The organism is Mycoplasma sp. 1781, from assembly GCF_053851675.1.
The window spans coordinates 22,653-44,470 of sequence record NZ_JBSQBC010000007.1 but is presented as its reverse complement, the minus strand read 5'-3'; the positions used below and the strand labels follow the sequence as shown (position 1 = coordinate 44,470).

Genomic DNA, 21,818 nt, shown 5'->3' with positions numbered 1-21,818 from the left:
TTTCCATCAATAAGATTTAAGGAATTTACTAACGCTTGAGAACAGGAAAGGCTGGAGAATTTAACTAATATTAAATCTGGAGATTTTGTTATAAAGACGAAACAAAGCCCAGTTTTTAAATTTCCAGTTTATAATGGCGGCACTACATACACAGGGTTTTATAATAAATTTAATTTTTTAGGGCCTAAAGTTATTATGAGCTCAAGAGGTGCTGGGGCGGGTACTATTAATTATGTGAAATCAAACTTTTGAGCCGGAAATAGTGTATTTGTGTTAGATTTTACAAAAGATAAAATGGTTAATTTATTTTTCTCATACATATTATTAAAGAATTTAGAATTTAAAATGAGATCTATGATATCTTCAACAGGCATCCCCGCCTTATCTGTTAAAGATGTTTGTAAAATTAAATTATTCTTATGTAATTTGAATGAACAACAAAGGATTGGTAATATTTTTTCATTAATAAACTCCCTCATCACCCTTCATCAGCGTGGGCATAATTGGGGGAGAGATGAGAAAAAAATCAGAAATTTTATTTTATAAATATTTTCAAAATTGAATTTTTGTATATAAAAAAGGTTCTATAAGAAACGTTAGTTTTAAAAAATACGAGTTATCATTAGATTGAATAATTAAATTGGTGCCTGAGTTAAGATTGTGCGATATAGATAGAATGGAATACCAAAAAATATTGAATGATTATGCTACTTATCATGAAAAACAAACAACAATGGATTTTCACCACCATTTAAAAAGCGCATTATTAGATGCATTTGATGAAGGTTTAATAGATAATGATCCTACTAGAAAGGTTGTTATAAAGGGTAAACCACCTAAAAAGAAAGCGCAGAAGTTTTTAAGTCAATTTGAGCTTCAATTGCTCCTAAAAACCTTGAAATTAAACGAAAAAATTAATTGTGATTGATTGTTGCTTTTAATAGCGAAAACTGGCTTGCGGTTTTCGGAAGCTATAGCAATCACGCCGGAAGACTTTGATTTTTCAAAACAAACATTGAATATAACTAAGACATGAAATTATAAAGAAAATGGTGGTTTTTTACCTACCAAAAATAAAACTTCGGTTAGAAAAATTCCATTAGATTGAATGACTATTTCACAGTTCTCGAGTCTTGTTAAAGACTTGCCAGGTGATAAACCTATATTTATCCTTAAGAAAAAAATTTATAATTCTACTATTAATGATACACTTAGCAGAAGATGCAAAACAGCAAATGTTCCTATCATAACTATTCACGGTTTAAGACATACTCATGCATCATTATTGTTGTACGCCGGGGTATCGATTGCTTCTGTTGCTAAAAGGCTTGGTCATTCTAGTATGAACACAACTGAGAGAATATATTTGCATATTATTAACGAGTTAGAGAATAAAGATATCGATGTTGTTATGCGTTCAATATCGAGTTTAAACTAAAATATATCAATGCCCACACTAAAAAATAGAACCAAATAGGTTCTATTTTTTTTCCTTGTATTGCTTTATAAGATCAATAATTAGGGGTCTTAGCTTATATTTAGGGCCGTCCGGGGATTTAACAAGCGGTCAAATATAAGCTTCAAAATTATTGTTTTTATTAATGTCTTCTTTAATATCTATATAGCAATTATTTACGAATTCTTCAATTTTTTCTTTTTCGAGTCCATATATCGCTAATTCATCAAGATTTTTTTGTAGTTCTTCTTGTTTTTTTTGTTTTCAAAAGTCATTTAAACTAGGTTTATTATTATCGGGAAGATTACATCATTCCTTAATTCATTCGGGATTTTTAATATAATACTTGCTTAAAACATGAGGTATCGATTTGCAAGTTCTTAATTCTAATTCAAGATTTGTGAAAAAATTTTTATCATAAAGTTCTTGCTTTTTATTGTTTTGAATATCTTTTAGAATTTCAGTATTATAAAATCTAAGCTCATCATCCGAATCATTAAAAGTTGCTAATGAATTAAGATTGGTTAAAATAACATCAATTTCATATATTTTCACATTAATTCTTTCGGATATTTCTTTATCAAAGGACATCAATTTTTCATTTTCTTCTCATTTAAAACTCAATAAGTTTAATGAATTTATTAAGCGTTTAATTTTGCACAAATGATTATAAGCCTTTTTAAGATTTTTAACTTTGTTTATATCATTAGTGTCAAATGATTCAATATTTTCGAATCAGTTAATACCTAATTCTTTGAATAATTTTTCAACTTCTTTATATTCTTCATTTGCATATTTTACTATAGATGATGTATCGGAAACTGTGATTATTGTTAAATCCTCATAAGCATATTTTCTAAATGCATCCTCAACATTTTTCTTCATGTGATATGGAAATTTGTAAAAATGTGCTCTACCAAATTCTTTATGAATATTGTATTTTCTATTAGTTCGCGAAACACTTTGGACTAAATTTTGTGATTCTTGTTGTTTATCAAAATATACTGTTTGAATATATTTTGAATCAAAGCCGGTTAACATCTGATTTACTACAATTAACAAGTTTATAGTTTTTGAATCATCATCTTCATCCATATTGATTCTTTTTAGTCTTTGCGAAATGTCTTTTTTGAATAGTTCGTGTTCATCATTTTGGTTAATAATTTTAAAATCGAAGTCTTGTTCGTATTTTTTATATATTTCTTTAAATGCTTCTTCAAGCTTTTCAAGTTTTTGTGGAGACTCATCACTATCTAATGATCTTGTAAATAAAGCGGTGAATTTAAAATTACGTTTTTCATCTTTTATATCAAGATCATTTATATGTTTATTAAATATACGGAAATATTTTATTGCATCTTCAATACTTGAAGTGGCCAAAATTGAAGAAAAATTATATTTAAAACCATTAGATTTCGCCAAATTATATCAATTCGTCTAAAATGCTTTCAACTACAAGATTTTTATATAAATCGCTTTCATAAATATAGTTAATTTCATCTTCTAATTCAATTAGTTTATCCAAATTATCTGATTTTTCATTAAATTCTTCTAATTTTTTAGTAACTTCGTATGGAGCATCATTTTTTAAAGAAAGAAGCTCTTGTTTTAATGTTTCATTTTTAATGGAATTTAATTTTTCAGTACAAAATTTTTTATTATGTTCAATATTGCAATTAAATGCTCACTTATATAAATCTTCAAATATATTATATTTACAACTAAATTTTAGAACCTTTTCTTGTACTATAGCATCCCCTAGAGTATAGCTATGTAATTTTTCGCCAAAAATATCATATGTTTTAGGTGTTTCATCAAAAATAGGGGTTCCAGTAAAACCGAAAATTATGGTTTTTTTCTTAAAGGTATTTTTAATTTTGCTCATCATTGAGCCAAATGTACTACGGTGGGCTTCATCAAAGATTAAGACAATTCTTTTTTTATCAAGAATATTTTTATGATCTTCATTTATACGATCTAATTTCTGAATTGAAGTTACAATGATTGGTTGATCTTCGTTTTTTCTTGTCTTATTTTGCAAATCTCTTGTACTAGAAACATCAGTAACCTTTTTATCATGTTTTACAAACTCATTATAGGTTTGATCCACTAATTCAATTCTATCAGCTACAAATATTACTAAATCAGCAAGATTATGCTCAATTATTAATGAACTAGTCTTAAAGCTAGTGAAGGTTTTTCCTGAACCTGTAGCATGTCAAATGAATCCCCCTTTAATAGGTTCATCATTTTCTGCTAAAAAAAGATCCGTTTTTCTAATTTTATCAAGAATTTTCTTAACAGCATAGTATTGGTAACTTCTTAAAATTTTTAGTTCATCGCCGTCCGGAATAGTGTAGTCACAAATTAATTCTAATGACATTGGAATAGATAAAAAGTTTTTAACGACATCAACTCAATTATTAATCTCATTTTTATTAGTCTCATCATACCAATTAATAAATTTTAATTCTCTATTTCTTGGCGAATATTCCATTTTTAGTGGATTCATTGCAACTACTATATGAATGAATTTAAAGATACCATTATAAATGCTTTTTGTTGCTTCATTATAATTTATTAATTGATTTTTTGCATTAATAATACTTTTATCTTTATCTTTTAATTCAATATGAATAAGTGGTATTCCATTTATTAATAAGAAAATGTCGCTTCTTTTTTGGTCGTTATTAGCATTATTAATTGTAACTTGTCTTGCAATTTGAAAATAATTTTTACCACCGTCATTATTTAGTTGTTCCTTATGAATTAAGGTTAAAGGGATTATTTTTTGTTCTCTTTTTAATTGCAATCCTTGATTTGGTTTTATAATGTTTCTATTAACTTGAGCAATATTTTGTTGAGATTGTATTTCATTTATTAATAGATCTAATTCTTTTTCAGTGATTGGTTTACCGTCAAGTTTATCCACATTGTTATGGTTTAAGATACGCAATCAATTTAACTTTAAATCATGTTCGCTAACATTATTTAATTCATTATCAATATTTAATTGACCAAAACCTTGATTTTTTCAACCATTATCTAATAAAAGCTTTACAACATTTTCTTCGAATTCGGCTTCATTTTTGAAATTTTCATTGTTAAAATTAAGTTTTGACATATTGCTCCTATACAAACATCTTTTCTAATAAGGTTTTTTTGATATTTTCTAAGGCATTTAACTTACGCTGATGAAGGGTGATGAGGGTGTTTATGTTGTTAAATATTAATGATACTTTATCTTGTTCATTTCTACTTGTTGAAAAAATTAAAAAATTAATAACTTCTTTTTTTGAAAGATTTAATTGTGATGATCCAGCTCCTTTTCTAAAAAGTAAGCTTTGATTTTTATTCAAAAATAATGAAATAAATTTTGAATTAAATTTTGAATTATTTTTTCTTAATAAAGCAACTCTTTGATTTAGAACATATCTATTATCTACTGGTATTACAGCAGACTTACCTAACAAATTACCTAATGCAATATCACTTAAAATCATTACTATATCATCTTTTTTTAACGTTTCAAAAGCATTGTGTAAAAACTTTCCTGATGGTTTTAATTCACCAGATATCGAAATAGAGTTTAAGTTTACTATTTCAAATTTTCCTTCATTCGTTTGTTCTTTTTCATTCGAAGACCCATTAAAATAATCAACTATTTCTCCCAACCTTTCCTGTTCTCAAGCGTTAGTAAATTCCTTAAATCTTATTGATGGAACCATATTATTTTTGCTCATTTTTATTACCGCCTAGAATTGCGATTAATTCATTAATAGCCTTTTGATCATAATCATCTGCTTTTAAATCTGCAAGGAGTTCGATTAATTCTGATTCTTTTTTACTAATTTCATCGTTTATTTCATTTAATGTGTTTTGGTATTTATTGAATAATATTTCAATTTTATTGATAAATGAGTCAATTATTTTATCAACGAGTTCAACAATATTTTCGCAAATATTATTAGTTCATTTGTAAAACAAGAGATCATAAAATGTATCTTCATCTAATGAATTATATTTTTCAAGAGAATCATGTAATAGTTCGAATTCATTTGATTTTAGCTCGTTTTTTAAATTCTTAAGTTCATTATTTAAATTATGAACATGAAGAAGCTTTTTGGATAATTCGATATTATCTAAGGCATTTTCGTCTTTCTTTAAGATAGCAACTTGTTTTGATAATTTCTTATTATCAAAACCATTTTCTTTAAATACTAATAAATCTTTGTCTTCTTCATCGATTGAATCAAAGGTTTCCTTGATTTCACTTTCTATTAATTCAATGTCATATTTAAGTTTTTCATTTTTATTTAAGCTAGTAGCAAAGAACTTGTTAATGATTGATTCTTTATTTACTAAACGAGCATCCCAATTAACTAAACTACCGTTTTTATTATTTTCGACATTTTTTTCTTGAAGAATAATTTCAGAGATTGGAATATTATCATTTTGATAATTTTGAATTATTTCAATATCTTCCTTAATGATTTCAAATTTTTCTATTGCTATTTGATATATATCGTATTTTTCAATAAAAGAATTATCCTTAATGTTTAATATAAATTTTTCAAAAATGCTTTCAAAGTTATAGACATTAATACCATTGATACTTTGATATGATGGAACATTATTTTTAATAAATTCAATAATTGAAATTGCGATATTCTTATTTTCGTTAATAAATTCTTTTACATAATTATCGTTTTTTATTGTATTTATTAATTCTTCATTTCTTAAATTTAAGAGATTATACCCATCGGATCTTTTTGAAATAAGTTTTTCCTTTAAACCGATAAATTTATTTCAAAACGAATCTAAAGTTGAAATTTCTTGGTCAGATACACCGCCATACATAGTTGAATATAAATCGTGAATTTCTTCCTTATCATAATTATCAATATATCTTGAAATGTTTAAATTATAATCATTATCTTCAATTTCTTTTAGTGAGACAATTCTTGAAAATCCTTCTTTTTCAATTCGGTTATTAACAACATCGGATATTTTAATAATATGTGATCTATCTAGTTTATTTTTATTTCCATCTTTTGAAAAAAGTTTAGATCCGTCAACAAACATAAAATCGTCGGTTGCTTTATTTTCTTTAAGAATCATAATTATGGTTGCAATACCTGTACCCATAAACATGTTATTAGGAAGACCAATAATAGTATCAATTTTTTGTTTCTTGATTAAAGATTTTCTGATTTCATATTCGGACCCCCCTCTAAATAAAACGCCATGAGGTAAAACGATTGCCATTATTCCGTCTTTGTCTAAGTGATATAAACTATGCAATAAGAAAGCATAATCTGCTTTTGATTTTGGCGCTATACCATAAGATTGAAATCTTGGATCATTCACCTTATTTTCGGGTTTTCAAAGGTGTGAATAAGGTGGGTTAGCTACAATAGCTTTGACTTTTTTGTCACCATTACTTTCTGTTGGCCAGTCATCTTCCAACGTGTCAGCTTCTCTAATATTTATTAATTGTGGTGGAATATTATGCATAATTAAGTTCATACTTAATGTTTTGAATGAAGTTGGTAGAATTTCTTGGGCAATATATTTAATTCTAATATCATGATGCAATTCATTCATATGTTTTTGGAATTTTTCAGCAACTCTAATTAATAAGGAACCAGATCCGGCGGTAGGGTCATAAATTCTAATGAGATCATTTTTATTATATGTAAACTTGCTTAGATGAAATGAAATAATATCGGACATTAAAATTCCGGCTTCAAGTGGAGTATAAAACTCACCAGCTTTTTTACCAGCAGTTGATGCAAATTCGCCAATTAAATATTGATAAATAAAACCTAAAACATCGTAGTCTTGTTTTTTGATTGGAATTTCATCAATAATTCTAATTATCTTTTTGATACTATCTTCATTTTTCACCTTTTGAATTGAAAGATAAAACTCATCAAAGATGTTTTTGTATAATGAATTAGGTTCATTAATAACTTCGATTTCACTATTAAAATGATTGATAGACTCAATAATATAGTTTCTATCAAATTTGTTGCGAAATTCCTTTTTATTCCATGAAGAAAATAAGTATTCATATGGTATATAGTATCCTAAATTGTTTTTTAAACTGTCAACTATTTCGTCAGGATTATTGCCTTTGGTAAGGTCCTCAATATATAAACATGATTCATTATCGTTGTCTTTCTCTTCGCTTTTTTGAGCTAGTTGATAATCACCGTTTTTATCTATTAGTGTTTCAGTTTGTTTTGAAGATAGGAATTTATAAAATATTAGACCTAAAATAATTTTGTCATATTCTGTTACATCTAATTGAGATCTTAGTTCATTAGCAGCAGACCAAATTTTATTAGCAAGCTTTTGCTTGCTCATTTTAATAAAGTCTTGATTATTTTCAATATTTTTTGACATATAGAGCCCCTTAAAAATAAGAATAAAATTTATACATTAAATTATAGCCTTATTTGTTAATTTTCCTTCCTCTAAGGTTGAAAAAAGATTAATACTAATTAACTAATTAATTAAATACAGAAGTTAAAGAACTTTTTTGTTGCATGTCTAAGTTAGCTTAATATAATTTAGCCTAAATTTTAGGAATATTTAAATATTGTTTTTGTGATTCAAAAATAAATGAATTAATTAAGTTAGAATCATTTTATAAATTTATATTTAGGTTAACAATGTGATGTAATTTGAGTATTTTTTGTAAAAAAAATATGGCTAGTTATGTAAAACTAACTATATTTTTTAATTGTCACTTTCCTTTATTAATATCTATTTTTGATTCTTTGATAATTCTTTTTATTTTTAGCAAGATATGAATTAACAATATCCTCTTCTTGAATATCAACCAATAAGCCTAAACCTAAATAAGCCTCATATGCCTTTAAGACCTTATTTTTGTCTTTGGTATTTAAAAGTTCGGTAAAAAGTTTGTATGTATATGCCAATTGAAGTGTAAAATTTTTGTGCTTAATGTAGGGGTTGATAATTGGACTTATACCTTTTGGATATGCAATACTAGTTATAAAATGAATTCCATCAGCAAACTCCTCTAGCATCTTTTCGCGATCTATAACTTTATTTTTTTTTCAATATTTGAAGGCCTTAACTTCGTTGGCAAATTCTCCCAATTCAACTAATAGAGCAATAACAATTTTTGTATCAAAAAAACGAAAATCCTTTTTTGAAATGGTTTCAGAAAAAGCCTTATCCAGGTCAATTTGCAACATAAAAATTTCTTTTAAATCCATAGCAATAATTATTATATTCCCAATCATAAAAATAAAAACTTTTTATTTGTCAATTAGTTAATTTTACATTTTAAAATTAAAAAGAAATAATTATGATTTTTTATTTTTAACATTATTTTAAAAATATAATTTATAATTATTAATGCTTTTATGCTCCAGTGGCGGAATGGCAGACGCAGTTGACTCAAAATCAACCGGTTAAGAGCCGTGCTGGTTCAAGTCCAGTCTGGAGCACCATATAAATAATTTACCTTTCACAAATGTAGATACAGAATACTTATAATACAAATATAAGTATTTTTTTATTATAATTTATCTTAATAAATAATAAAATACCAAAGGTGGTTTAATGAATAACAGAAAACAAGAATTAAGAAAGTTAAAACGGCTTGATTTACATTCAAGTTGATATTCGATATTAACCATTGCTGTCATTATCATTGTATGAGCCTTAATTATTTATATGGTTACCATATTTGAAAATAAATATTCAAGTGATAGCACTTTTAAAATATTTAACGATATCACTGTCAGCATTATTGCTGGTTTAATTTCGGGTATATTATCAATATTGCTAGCTTTTATTTTTCTTGATTTAATTAAAAGAGCTAAGATAAAGGATTATTATTCATATTACTGTTATCTAAAGTCGATGGCTAATAAATCAAAATTTGTTTTTTTAAAGGACCCTAGAATTCCCTTTGCCTTGTATTCCAAGAAAGAACAAGAATTGACTAAAAATGATATTATTTTGATTACCGCTGAAATATTGGGATATTCACATGAATCGCCTCATTTTAAGAACTTGGAAAAAGAAATAGAAACAGACTTTGCTATGCATTCATTTATGACTCCTGACTTTATAAAGCAAAAAAAGATTGCAATTTTGAGAATACTTATGCTTGATATTTTGATTCCATTGGCTATAATGAGTATTTTGATTGCTTCTGTTATTATCTTTTATAATAGACATCATGAAGAAAAAAACATCCCATTATCAGCAATATCAAGAATGCTAATTATAATTATTTCTAATGTTTTTTCGCTAGCTATTTCGACAACTATATATGAATTTTATATTTTAAAACAAGTCAAAAATTATCAAACCTTTAATGATTTTTATCTGCTATCGTTTAATAATTTTGGGTATAAATTCTTAAATTCATCGATTGTTAGAAATTATTAAATAATCATATATTTTACAAATTGTTATTAAAAAAAGTTTAACTAGCTTTTCGGTTAGTTAAATTTTTTTAAGCTTCTGAAATCTATACTTAAAATCTTTAAAAAAATAATTAGAGCTAAATAATTATAAATAATATAGTTTTATATCTAGTCTTTATAATATAATTTAAAAAACATATTTAGGAGTATATTTTATGAAAAAAATATTAGTTATAAATGCAGGATCTAGTTCTATTAAATGAACATTGTTTAATGAGAAATTGGTTGTTGAGGCTAAGGGAATTGCTCAACGCATTAAGTTGAGACAAGGTATTCTTACATTGAAATATAAGGAAATTAATAAAGATTTTGAAATACCTCTTCCTACGTTTTTAGAAGCTGTCAAACAATTGGTAAAACAGTGAAAAGAATTCAATATCATAAAAGATTTTAATGATATTGAAAAAGTTGCATTTCGTATTGTGAATGGTGGTCCAAAATTGCAAAAAACAACCCTTATCGATGAAGAGAAAATCGAAATTTTAAAGCAATCAATAGATTTGGCACCAGTTCACAACCCTGGCGCAATTGAAGCAATTGAAGCATTCAAAGCTTTATTACCTTCTGCAAAAATGTCAATGCATTTTGATACTACATTTCATCAAACCATGCCTAGGATCTCGTATTCATATCCTATAAATAAGGATTTAGCAAAGGAATTAAATATTAGAAAGTATGGATTTCATGGATTAAATCACAATTATATTACTTTAAAGTGCCAAGAAATTTTAAATAAAAAAGACGTTAACATAGTTAGTTTACATATCGGAAATGGTGCAAGTTTATGCGCTGTGCAAAATAGTCAGTCAATTGATACGAGTATGGGTTTTACACCACTCGCTGGTATTATGATGGGGACTAGATCAGGAGATTTTGATCCATCGATTATTCCATTCATTCTAAAGCACAAGGATATTAGTGTTGAAGAACTATTTAAATTATTCAATGAGCAGTCTGGTATGTTGGGCGTTTCTGGTATTTCATCTGATCTAAGGGATATTCAAAAGGCCAAGGTAACTAATTCAGATGCGCAATTTGCTCTTGATTTATATACCCAAAGAATTGCCGATTATTTAATTACCTATTTAAATAGAATTACAGAAAAAGTTGATGCTATAGTATTTACTGCAGGCGTTGGCGAAAATGACAATTATATAAGAAGTGAAGTTATAAATAAAATAAATATTGTCAATCTTTCACTAGATAATAAGAAGAATCAATGCCGAGATTTTAGTGATTATAAGATTATTTCTGATGCATCAAGCGCTATTCCTATTTATGTAATTCGTGCCGAGGAAGAGCAATTCATTGCAAATGAAGCAATAAATTTATAGTTTGATTTAAAGTAGCCTTATAAAGCTACTTTTTTTTCTAGGTATTGCAATGATTTTGAAACAATAAGCAATCATGATTAATTAATATATAATTAATAAAGATATTAAATTTTAATTAAAGGAGTTAATGTTGCTTCGATTATTTAGATACATGGATCATAAGTATAAAATTTTATCAATTATAACCATTTTGCTAACATTACTTCAAGTTATCTGTTTTTTATTTGTGCCGATTTTCATTGGAAATTTATCTAATTTAATCGCACAAAATTCATTTTTACAATTGCATAAAGACCAAACAAGTATATTAGATTATTCTAAAATCAATATTCTTAGGTTGTTTACAATTGAAGGAACACTCTCTTATTCTATAAAGTGGTTTACCTCATATTTTGCTCTTGTGTTATTAATTGGAACAATAGTAACCTTATTAGGGTCTATGCTTGCTTCATATATTTCGACAGGTGCTGCAAAACATATTCGAAAGTCGTTATGACAGCATTTAACAATTCTTTCGGAAAAAGATATTGAGTTTTTTAGTCATTCAAAAATTTTAACAAGGTTTACTATCGATATATCTAGGATACAAATTGGAATTTCCTCTGGTTTAAGATTAAGCATTATCGGCCCTTGCAATTTAATTTTTGGGTTAGTTTTTGCTTTGCTAACTGATCTGAATCTTTCAATTACATTAGGTGCTTTTGTTCCTGCATTATTTGTTATTATGGCAATAGCAGGAATGTCTTCTATGAGATTATTTCCAAAGGAACAAAAAGCATATGATGAAATTAATAATGAAGCAAGAGAAAGTATTTTAGGTGTAAGAGTTATTAAATCATATAATCTTGAAAATGTTCAATTAGATAAGTTTCAAAATAGTAATAAAAACTGGTCGAACGTAGCTAAAAAATCTTGAATTATTTATCATATTACTTTTTCATTTATTAATTTGTTTGCAAATATTGTGACTTCATGTATATTATTAGCCACTGGCTTTATTATTAGATCAAGAATTAACCAAGGTTCTTATGGTGTGATAACTGATCTGAAAGTTTTTAAGGATTTTAGCGATGTATTATCCTTATATAAAACAAAGATATCTAATGCTACAACATTTATAAATTATGTAATGTTTATTACTATTGGGGTAGTTATGTCTTCATTTGCAGTCTTTTTAATTTCTCGTGGAAATGTTTCATCAAAAAGAGTTATTGAAATCTTAAAAAAAGAAGCAGATATAGATTTTATAAAATCTAATAAAGTTATTACTAAAGGTGAAATTGAATTAAAAAATGTTTCATTTAAGTATCATGAAGAATCCGAAAATTTTGTTATAAAAGATATTAATTTAAAAATAAATCCAGGTGAAAAAATCGGAATAATAGGGCCGACCGGATCAGGCAAGACAACGCTTGCTAGATTACTTAGCCATGAATTTAAAACTATCCACGGAAGCATTAGCATTGATGGCAATGATATTAATGAAATTGATACAACTTCTTTGCGAAAAAATATTTCATTTGTTTACCAAAAACCAATTTTGCTTTCTGGAACTATTAAGTCTAATTTATTAATGGCAAATAACAAAGCTACACAAGAAGATTTAGAATATTTTGCAAAATTAGCATTTGCTTATGATTTTATAAATGCATACAATGATGGATTTGAGCATGAGGTTCTTAAAAATGGATCAAATTTGTCAGGAGGACAAAAACAGAGAATTTCAATAGCTCAAGGCCTTTTAAAGCAACCAAAGATTTTGATATTAGATGATGCAACATCTGCTCTTGATACTAAAACTGAGAAAATGGTTAAGGATAATATTGATATGCATTTTTCTTCAAGAAAAATTGTAACTATTATTATTACCCAAAAAATATCATCAATTATTGATGCTGACCGAATACTGGTAATGGAAAATGGTTTGATAAGCGATATCGGGACGCATAAAGAGTTATTAAAAACTTCGAAGCTATACCTAGAAATAGCAAAAACGCAGTTAGGAGGTTTAGATGTATAATTTGGACCCTCTTAAGGTGGATGATAAGCAACAAAGTTTAACAAAAACCCAAAAAAAGAATATTCAAAAGCAAAGAAGAAAAATAAAAAGAGACGCTTTCAAAAGATTAATTTGGTATTTGAATTATAGAAAAGGGAATCTTTTTTGGATAATTGTCTTTTCAGTTTTTTCGGCCTTATGTTTAACTACCGGTACTTTCTTTTTAGGATATTTTATTGATAATTTTTTATCTGCTTCATTTCTTGTTGGCGAAATAAAATCTTTAGTACCAGAATATGTTGATAATTTTAATATTTCAAGCTTTGTGTGACATTTTGTTTTACTTATATTAATATTTGTTTTTCAGCAAATTTTTTCGTTAATTTCAAATGTTTTATCAGTTAGAGCCTCAATTTTGTCATGTTTAATTATGCGAGAAGATGCTTATAAGGCGATTATGAAAATGCCTGTTTCATTTTTTGACTCAGTTAAGACTGGCGAATTAATGTCTATACTAACTAGTGATATTGATAATATAAATAATGGTATGACTGGAAGCCTTAATACTATTATTATAACTTTTACAACAATCATTTCATCCTTTGGATTTATGTTTTACTATTCTGCTTATTTAACTCTTATTACTTTATTTTTAATGCCTTTAATGCTTTGTTTTGTTTTTATTGTTTTAAAGAAGGCTAATCCACAATTTAGAAAGCAACAATCACGTGTTGCTTCATTAAATGGGTTCATTGAAGAAAATCTTGCTGCACATCATTTAATCAGATCACTTGATTTTACTAAACAAATTGAAGACGAGTTTATTATTAGAAATAATAAATTATATAGTTCATCTCTTAAGGCTAATCTGTATATTGGTTTAATGTGACCTCTTGGCAATGCCGTTATTAATATATTGCAATTAATTATCGTTGTAATCGCTTCTGCATTTACGGTGGCAAATATTGGTACAGGCTCTAATTCTAATTTTACGCCTGGGGTTATTATTACATTTGTTTTATACATAAGAGTTATGGCTAATAGTATTGTTCGTGTTTTTGAGAATCTTTCGTCTATTCAAATGGCGCTAGTTTCAGCAGTTAGAGTAATGAATTTGGCTACATTCAAACCACTTGTTGATGAAACCAAATTGAGGTCAATTAATTATACAAAGGGAAATGTTTCATTTATGAATGTTGATTTTTCCTATACAAATGATGTTAATAATCTTCAATTAAAAAATGCTTCATTTATGGCAAAAAAAGGCCAAGTATTTGCTATTGTTGGCCCTACTGGTGCTGGTAAAACTACGATTATAAATCTTTTAAGTAAGTTTTATTTACCGCTATCTGGTAACATTGAAATTGATGGAAATAATTCGCGCGATATTAAAGAACAAAGTTGAAGACAACAAATATCGATTGTTTTGCAAGATACATTTTTATTTAAAACCACAATTATGCAAAATCTTCGTTATGCTAATCCAAATGCTACTGATGATGAAATAAAGGAAGCTGCAAAAATTTCGCACGCAGATGAGTTTATAATGCGATTAGGAAATGGATATGAAGAAATTATTGAAGAAGGTGGTGCTAATTTATCGCAAGGCGAAAGACAACTAATTGCTATAACACGAGCAATCATTGCTAATCGAAATATTTTAATTCTTGATGAGGCAACTTCTAATATTGATACGAGAACTGAAAAAATAATTCAAAAAGCAATGATGAAATTAATGAAGGGTAAAACTTCGTTTATTATTGCTCATAGACTTTCGACTATTTTGAGCGCAGATAAAATTTTGGTTGTTAATAATGGCGAAATTGTTGAATCGGGTACTCATAAGGAATTATTAGCTAAAAAAGGTTTATATGAAAAAATGTATAATTCATCATTCAGGGAAGACTAGCACCTATTTGTTTGCTAACTAATAAAGCCATTTTTTCATGGAGCTAAATTAAAAAATCTGGTTTAAATCCAGATTTTTTTGTTAAAGCAATAATCTTTGTTATATCTTTTGAAAAAACCTAATTTTACTTTTTAAAAGTTTTACAATTCTCTAAAATTTTGCTAATTTCATCTTGACATATTTCTCTGATTTCGCCCAGATTCAAATTATTATCTAATTTTAGTGTGCCTATTGATACTCTTTTTAGGTAGGTTATTTTATAACCAAAAAAATTTAGCATTTCCTTAACTTGATGAAATTTACCTTCATAAATAGTTATATAGGCAGATTTAGAGTCTATAAAGATAAACTCATATCTTTCTACATGATAATTATTTGCAATGATAATTGGTTTGGGATAGTGATTTTTTATTTTGTCATCAAAAGGTTTATTAGTCTGGAAATAATACGTTTTAGGTATTTCAAATTTTGAGTTCATAATTTGGTGGCCTAAAAAACCATCATTACTTATTATTAATAATCCCTCTGTGTCTTTGTCAAGTCTACCATATGAAAAAAATTTATTGGGATCAAGGTCAATAATTTCGAAAATTGTTTTACTTTTTTTATCAAAATTTGCCGTTATGTATCCTGATGGTTTGTTGAAAATAAAATATTGTTTTTCTTTATATTCAACTAGCTTACCATCAATCATAATTGTATCATTATTAATATCAACACAAATTGGCTTAAGGATTGATTTATTATTTATTAGAACCCTTTTAGCTTTTATTATTTTTTTGCATTCATTTCTTGAAATGTTAAGATATCAAGAAATGATTTTTTCTATTCTTATTTTCATTATATTTCATCTTGTATTCTATTTAGAGCATTAATGTAAATTTCGAGCGATTTTTTTATTTCTTTGAATGCGAAGCATTCGTTTGGTCCATGCATTAAATGCATATATTTTGTTGAACCAAAGGCTACGCAATTATTAACTATACGTGCGTAGGTCCCTCCACCAATTGCTAATGGTAGCTCTTCGGTATTCATTGCTTCATTATATGTTTGCATTAGTAATTTTATTAATTTGCTTTCCGGTGACATAAACATAGAATTTTTAGTTCCAACTACTTCAAAATGTACATCCGAAAAATTGCATGAAAGGTATTTTTTTATAGAATTTGTAACCTCTTCAACAGAATGGGTTGCCGGGACTCGCAAATCAAAAGTTATGATATGTTTGTCAGAGGTTGTTTTGATAATACCAAGATTAGCACTAAGACTACCCGAGAAATCATCATAGTCTGGAAAAATATTTTTTAATCTAAAATCACGAGTTTCTAAATTTTCACTAATAAATTTTATTAGATTATATCTTAACAATTGGGGATGTTTTTCTTTTAGTTCTAGGATTGATTTGATAATAGCATTATCACCTTTTTCTGGCGTTGAACCATGACCACCCTTCCCTAGTACACTGTGTAGTTCTCCGTTGTATATATATTCAGTTTTGTCTGGTATTTGATTTACAACATTTCCGGCATTTATTTTAAGATTATCAATTTTATTAAAAATAAAACTAACTTGATATATAAGTTTTTCTGCAAAAATAAGTGGCCATTCTCCGTCAGGAGTATATGAAACATATGGATGGCCAAAGTCTGCAAGATAAAATTTCATTGATTTCATAGTTGTCTCTTCGGAAATCCCAAAGATAATTCGAATAGACCATTCATCCTTGACTAGACCATTGTCTTTGAGATATTTCATTGCATACATGTTAATGATTGCAGGACCCTTGTCATCAAGACTACCTCTACAAATTATTTCATTATCAGTGATTACTGGAACAAAGGCGCTAGTTTTTCATTGCTTTTCATCGCCAGCAGGAACAACATCTAAGTGAGCTAAAATACCTAGAATTTTTGCCCCATTACCAATTTGTGCATATCCATATCGATTGTGTGGATCTTTATATGTTTCAAAGCCAAAAGAATCAGCTAATTTTAGGGCATAGTTTAAAGCATTATCAGCGTTTATACCAAATGGATATTTTCCTTCTTGCTCTATACTGATGGAAGGGATTTCGCATAAGCTTGCAATGTTTTTGATCATTTTATCAAACGCTTCTTTTTCTTGCTTAAATTGAATATATTTTTTCATTTTAAATCCTTAAAATAAGATTAATTTTTAACTAATTTTATAGCAATCCCTTTGTTTTGAAAGACGTAATTATCGTCATGTTCAAAATAGACCTTTATTAATTCAGGATAGTCAGTAAATGGGTTACGATTTCTTTGATGTTTATAAACACCATTGTTTCTATCGATATCAAATTGTGAAATTCCATCTAATTTATTTCATTTTAAATAAGTTTCTAAATATTTTTGTTTTATTTGATTTATGCCATTTTCTTCAAAAAATACTCTTTGTGCAGAGTGGTTGTTTGTAATATTTTTGTCTCTATAAGTTAACACAAAATAGAAGAAAACTCTTGCTATATCACCTTTAAATTCATCTATTACTTCAAAAACCTGCTCTCCATCTTCTTTTCCAATTCCTAACTTTGAACCATTGCTTGAAACTATTTTGCCATTTTGAGTTTCTCCATATGGTAAATTACCATGGATAGCATTGACTTTTTTATCTGACGGTCAAACATGGTGGGCATCATTTCTCATTGGCCCTTGTTTTGCAAATCAGGATTGTGCAATGATATGTTCACGATTCATACCTTGCCCCTCTTTATTTCCAATGTCACGATATTTGCCAAATTCAAAGTTGTATTTGTCTTTTCCCCCAATTATTTCCGTATATAGATCTAAAACTGTGCCATCTTTTTCATAATACTTATCAACGAATGCATCAACATAAGTATTGTGCAACTTTGCATAAGCAGCTCTACCGACACCCGTTTTGTCTCGGTTTTGTAGTTGAATCATAAAAAGTTTGTCTCTTAATTCTTGTCCACTTAATCCATTTAGTGATTCATAAAATTTATTCGAGTTATCATATTGGATGTGAAATCCATTATTTGTGGTTGGGGCAGCGCCATTTCTTGCCAAGGTGTTATTATCTTGTCCTTGTTGTCTATTATCTTTCTCTTTCTTATCGGGAGTAATAGGATTATTCTCGCTTCCTGTTTCTGTTTTTTTATCATTCGGATTTGCTGAAGGACTTATTTCCCTTAGAGTTTCATTATTTAATATTTCAATTTCCTTAATTAATGAATCAAAGTTTTTAGAGTTTTCCTTGCTTTCTATAATCTCTAGCTTGTTTCATAGTTTATTTAATTTTTCATTATCTTTTATTTTAAGGATGTTTTTTAGAAGTTCTTCTTTTTTATTTAGATATTTTTTTTCATTTTCAGAAGTTTGCGTTTGCGTTGAACATGAGGACAAAATCAAAAATGTTGTTGGTAACGTTAGCGTTGTTAAATAAATCATTATGTTTTTTGAATAAGTTTTTTTCATATTAATAATTTCCTTAGAATAAATTGGTTAACATTTTAATTATAATACTATTTAATTTTTAGCGTTTTTATAATACTCTAATATGCCTTAAAAGAAGGTTAATACTTACGACATAGAAGTTGTGTTATTTTATATTAATAGCAATGTTCTTAACATTAAAAAAACACACCACAGTGTGCTTAAAAGGTTACAAAATATATTATTATTGTGATTTTGCTTCAGCTTTTCTTGCTTCTCTTCTTAGGTCGCGGGCTCTTTCTTTAGCTAATTTGTGAGCTCTTTTTTCAGCTTTAACCTTATTTGCTAATCTAACGTCTTTTCTCATCGCATTTCCTTTCAATATTTGCTAATTTTATTACTTTAGAAGGATAGTTAATATTATAACTATTTTTTCTTAATTTGCTCAACTTTTTGCTCGATCAAATCAAAATCAATATCATCCATTGCTTTTATTTTTTCTTCAAGCGATAATGATTTCTTTAAATGTTCCTTATTTGATATTTTATGATTAAGTTCTTTGAAGTCATTGGCCGCATCAAAAAGGTTAATTTGATCTTCTTCATCAAAGATTTGGTTATTAATCTTTAATGAATTAGTGTAATAATTTTTTTTAAATAGTGTTGTTTCAGTTGTTTCTTCGATGCTGCTATTTTTTGTTAAATTATCTTGAAATTTCAGTTTTAGAATTTCTTTTTGTTTACTATCATCTTCAATAAGTTTGTTTATTTTTATATGCTGAATTAAGTAACCCGAATTATTTAATTCATTGCTAAATTTATTTAATTTTTCGATCTTAATTTTATCACTTTGACTGCACTTAAAATCAAGTTTTTGTGTTTCATTATTTTCATTTGTTATTAGTAATTCAAGGTTTTTAGTATTTACTTCTAGACATTTTGGAATGCAATTGATATTTTTTAAACAGTTGAATAATTTGGTCCCGCGGTTTGCGCGCCCTGTATATTTTATGTCCCTCATATTTCATTGTTTATACATTCCGCCTTCAGTTATCATTGTTACTACATTTAAAGGTAAACAAGTTGTAAAAGCAGACACAAAAATTTTTTCATTTGTTTGTAATTTAGGCAATAGTTTTATGCCTTGCGCTTTGAGGGCTAGATCAGTTGAAAAAACATTTTCATTTAATAAGAAATATGAACCATTATTAAGCAGTATAAAAATATCCTTCTCATCATTGCCAATTTTTGCATCGATTAATTCATCATCATCATTTTTAAAATTTATACAAATTCTCTTCTTGTTTAATACTTTTGAATTAAAGCTAGATATCTTTACTTTTTTAGCGAAACCATATTTTGTTATTAGTATAATGTTAGCATACGATTCATATGATGTTATTTCCATTACTCGAATAATTTTTTCATTGCTATCAAGATTCACTAATGAAGATATATGCATACCCAATTCTTTTCATGAATTATCTTTTAAAATATGTGCTTCAATGATGAAAAAATTACCCTTGTTAGTAAAGAAAATTAATTTTGAAAGAGAATTAATTTCATCATAATATTTAATTGCATCTCCTTCTTTTAGTTTATATGTAGCAAAGTCGTTAGCATTATGGATTTTTGTACTAATTTTTTTGATATAGCCTTCTTGAGAAATAAAGAAATAAAAATTTTCATTTTTAGCAAGAAGTTTATGATCAATATCTTTATTTATGCCTTCTTCTTTAATTATGGTTTTTCTATCCTGTGCATATTCAATTTTTATTTCAGTTAGTTGTTTTATTAAAAAAATATTAAATTCGTAGTTATCACTAAGTAAGGTTTTACATTGCGTAATTAAAGCTTCAAGGTTAGTTTTTTCTTGCTGAAATTCAATTTGATCCATTCTCGAGAGTTTATATAATCTTAGCTCAGCTATGGCTGTTGCCTGAATTTCACTAAAATTAAATGCCTTTATTAGTGAAAGAATTACACCTTTTTTGGAATTATCACTTTCCTTGATTAATTTGATAACTTCATCAGAAATTTCTGCTACTCTAATAAAACCTTCAACGATTTCATGGCGTAATTTATATCTTTGAAGATCGTATTTTATTCCATTGGTATTTATTTGTTTTGAATGCTCAAGAAATGCATATAATGCTTTGTAAAGCGATAATAGGCTAGGTGCATTTTTATATATAGCAAGCATATTGTAATCATAATTAACTCTTAGTTTAGTTTTGTTCATTAGATATATCATGATTGCCTCGGCATTTGCATTTTCTTCAAGTTCAATGTATATTGATAATCCATTGCGATCAGATTGATCTCTAATTTCTTTAATTCCAGAAATTACTTTTGAAGAAATGATTGTATCAATTTCAAAAACCATTTTCGACTTAACTACACCAAAGGGAATTTCAGTAATTTCTATGCCAACAATGTTTTCTTTTTTGTCATAAACATAATTATATTTTGAGGATAGTGCAATTTTTCCTCTTCCGGTCATAAAAGCATCGTGAATTCCTTTGGTCCCGTTAATTATGCCTCCGGTCGGAAAGTCAGGGCCTTTAACATAATTCATTAATTCGCTAGTGGTGATATTTGGGTTTTTAATCATAGCAATTAAGGCATCAATTAGTTCGCCTAAATTATGGGGAGGAATTTGTGCTGCAAAGCCTGATGCAATCCCCATTGCTCCATTTACTAGCAAATTAGGAAAAAGGGTCGGTAAGACAACGGGTTCATATTCTGAATCATCAAAGTTTGGAATCATTGGTACTACTTTGCGCTCCAAATCTTTTAGCATTAGTTCTGTTATTTTTTCTAATCTTGATTCTGTGTAACGCATAGCAGCAGCTGGGTCATCATCAATTGAACCCTTATTTCCATGCATTTGCACAAGCGGATAATTGCTTTTTCATTCCTGAGCCATTCTTACCATTGCTTCATAAACAGAACTATCGCCGTGTGGGTGATATTTACCTAAAACATCCCCAACAATCCGTGCCGATTTTTTGAATGCCTCCTTGTTTCTAAGTTTTAGATTTCACATTGAATAAAGGATACGACGTTGTACTGGTTTTAAGCCATCTCTGGCATCGGGTATTGCACGCTGTTGAATAACATATTTTGAAAAACGGGCAAAACTATCGCTCATAATGTCGACCATATTCTTATCAATAATATTTTCAATTACTTGGTCATAATTATTTTTATTTTTCTTGTCCATAA

At 27.5% G+C, this 21,818-nt stretch carries 16 protein-coding genes and 1 tRNA gene; 7 read left to right on the top strand and 10 right to left on the bottom strand.

Going from position 1 to position 21,818, the window contains the following annotated elements; all coding sequences use genetic code 4:
- A partial coding sequence (locus ACWXVP_RS01890) for a restriction endonuclease subunit S (RefSeq protein WP_456012818.1) occupies positions 1 to 546 on the top strand: 546 nt, incomplete at its 5' end.
- On the top strand, positions 515 to 1,438 hold the full coding sequence (locus ACWXVP_RS01885; RefSeq protein WP_456011960.1) for a site-specific integrase: 924 nt from the start codon (positions 515 to 517) through the stop codon (positions 1,436 to 1,438). The genes ACWXVP_RS01890 and ACWXVP_RS01885, both read left to right, overlap by 32 nt.
- A gap of 42 nt (positions 1,439 to 1,480) precedes the next feature.
- Here the strand turns inward: ACWXVP_RS01885 and ACWXVP_RS01880 are convergent, their stop codons facing one another.
- From ACWXVP_RS01880 to ACWXVP_RS01860, 5 genes are all read right to left on the bottom strand, one after another.
- The gene (locus ACWXVP_RS01880) at positions 1,481 to 2,878 is read right to left on the bottom strand and encodes a type I restriction enzyme subunit R domain-containing protein (RefSeq protein ID WP_456012817.1); all 1,398 of its coding nucleotides are present in this window, start codon (positions 2,876 to 2,878) and stop codon (positions 1,481 to 1,483) included.
- Position 2,879: 1 nt separating this feature from the next.
- Entirely contained in the window at positions 2,880 to 4,580 is a 1,701-nt protein-coding gene (locus ACWXVP_RS01875) for a DEAD/DEAH box helicase family protein (protein ID WP_456012815.1), read from the bottom strand.
- A gap of 7 nt (positions 4,581 to 4,587) precedes the next feature.
- On the bottom strand, positions 4,588 to 5,199 hold the full coding sequence (locus tag ACWXVP_RS01870; RefSeq protein WP_456012814.1) for a restriction endonuclease subunit S: 612 nt from the start codon (positions 5,197 to 5,199) through the stop codon (positions 4,588 to 4,590).
- Positions 5,186 to 7,867: a type I restriction-modification system subunit M gene (locus tag ACWXVP_RS01865; RefSeq protein ID WP_456012812.1), complete on the bottom strand. Its 2,682-nt coding sequence runs from the start codon at positions 7,865 to 7,867 to the stop codon at positions 5,186 to 5,188. Before ACWXVP_RS01865 ends, ACWXVP_RS01870 begins: the two co-directional genes overlap by 14 nt.
- Positions 7,868 to 8,223: 356 nt before the next feature.
- Positions 8,224 to 8,736, bottom strand: coding sequence for a dUTP diphosphatase (locus ACWXVP_RS01860; protein ID WP_456012811.1), 513 nt, complete (start codon positions 8,734 to 8,736; stop codon positions 8,224 to 8,226).
- Positions 8,737 to 8,861: 125 nt separating this feature from the next.
- On the opposite strand from ACWXVP_RS01860, the gene ACWXVP_RS01855 reads away from it, so the two are divergent.
- The 5 genes from ACWXVP_RS01855 to ACWXVP_RS01835 all read left to right on the top strand — a co-directional run bounded on the left by ACWXVP_RS01855 (position 8,862) and on the right by ACWXVP_RS01835 (position 15,175).
- Positions 8,862 to 8,946, top strand: a tRNA-Leu gene (locus tag ACWXVP_RS01855).
- Positions 8,947 to 9,058: 112 nt separating this feature from the next.
- Positions 9,059 to 9,895 carry a hypothetical protein gene (locus ACWXVP_RS01850; RefSeq protein ID WP_456012809.1) on the top strand — a complete coding sequence of 279 codons (837 nt, stop codon included), beginning with the start codon at positions 9,059 to 9,061 and terminating at the stop codon, positions 9,893 to 9,895.
- Positions 9,896 to 10,088: 193 nt separating this feature from the next.
- Positions 10,089 to 11,267 carry an acetate/propionate family kinase gene (locus ACWXVP_RS01845; RefSeq protein WP_456012807.1) on the top strand — a complete coding sequence of 393 codons (1,179 nt, stop codon included), beginning with the start codon at positions 10,089 to 10,091 and terminating at the stop codon, positions 11,265 to 11,267.
- 127 nt (positions 11,268 to 11,394) lie between these two features.
- Positions 11,395 to 13,287 carry an ABC transporter ATP-binding protein gene (locus ACWXVP_RS01840; protein ID WP_456012805.1) on the top strand — a complete coding sequence of 631 codons (1,893 nt, stop codon included), beginning with the start codon at positions 11,395 to 11,397 and terminating at the stop codon, positions 13,285 to 13,287.
- The gene (locus ACWXVP_RS01835; RefSeq protein ID WP_456012803.1) at positions 13,280 to 15,175 is read left to right on the top strand and encodes an ABC transporter ATP-binding protein; all 1,896 of its coding nucleotides are present in this window, start codon (positions 13,280 to 13,282) and stop codon (positions 15,173 to 15,175) included. The genes ACWXVP_RS01840 and ACWXVP_RS01835 overlap by 8 nt, the downstream gene beginning before the upstream one ends.
- Positions 15,176 to 15,299: 124 nt before the next feature.
- Here ACWXVP_RS01835 and ACWXVP_RS01830 read toward each other — a convergent pair whose 3' ends face one another.
- From ACWXVP_RS01830 to ACWXVP_RS01810, 5 genes are all read right to left on the bottom strand, one after another.
- Positions 15,300 to 16,016, bottom strand: coding sequence for a pseudouridine synthase (locus tag ACWXVP_RS01830; protein ID WP_455966452.1), 717 nt, complete (start codon positions 16,014 to 16,016; stop codon positions 15,300 to 15,302).
- Entirely contained in the window at positions 16,016 to 17,323 is a 1,308-nt protein-coding gene (locus ACWXVP_RS01825; RefSeq protein ID WP_456012801.1) for a M20/M25/M40 family metallo-hydrolase, read from the bottom strand. Before ACWXVP_RS01825 ends, ACWXVP_RS01830 begins: the two co-directional genes overlap by 1 nt.
- A gap of 20 nt (positions 17,324 to 17,343) precedes the next feature.
- Entirely contained in the window at positions 17,344 to 18,633 is a 1,290-nt protein-coding gene (locus ACWXVP_RS01820; protein ID WP_456012799.1) for an endonuclease, read from the bottom strand.
- Between the two features lie 202 nt (positions 18,634 to 18,835).
- Positions 18,836 to 18,958: a hypothetical protein gene (locus ACWXVP_RS01815; protein WP_438340645.1), complete on the bottom strand. Its 123-nt coding sequence runs from the start codon at positions 18,956 to 18,958 to the stop codon at positions 18,836 to 18,838.
- A 59-nt stretch (positions 18,959 to 19,017) separates the two neighbouring features.
- A complete protein-coding gene (locus ACWXVP_RS01810) occupies positions 19,018 to 21,816 on the bottom strand; it encodes a DNA topoisomerase (ATP-hydrolyzing) (protein ID WP_456012797.1) in 2,799 nt (932 codons plus the stop codon).
- Positions 21,817 to 21,818: the final 2 nt, after the last annotated feature.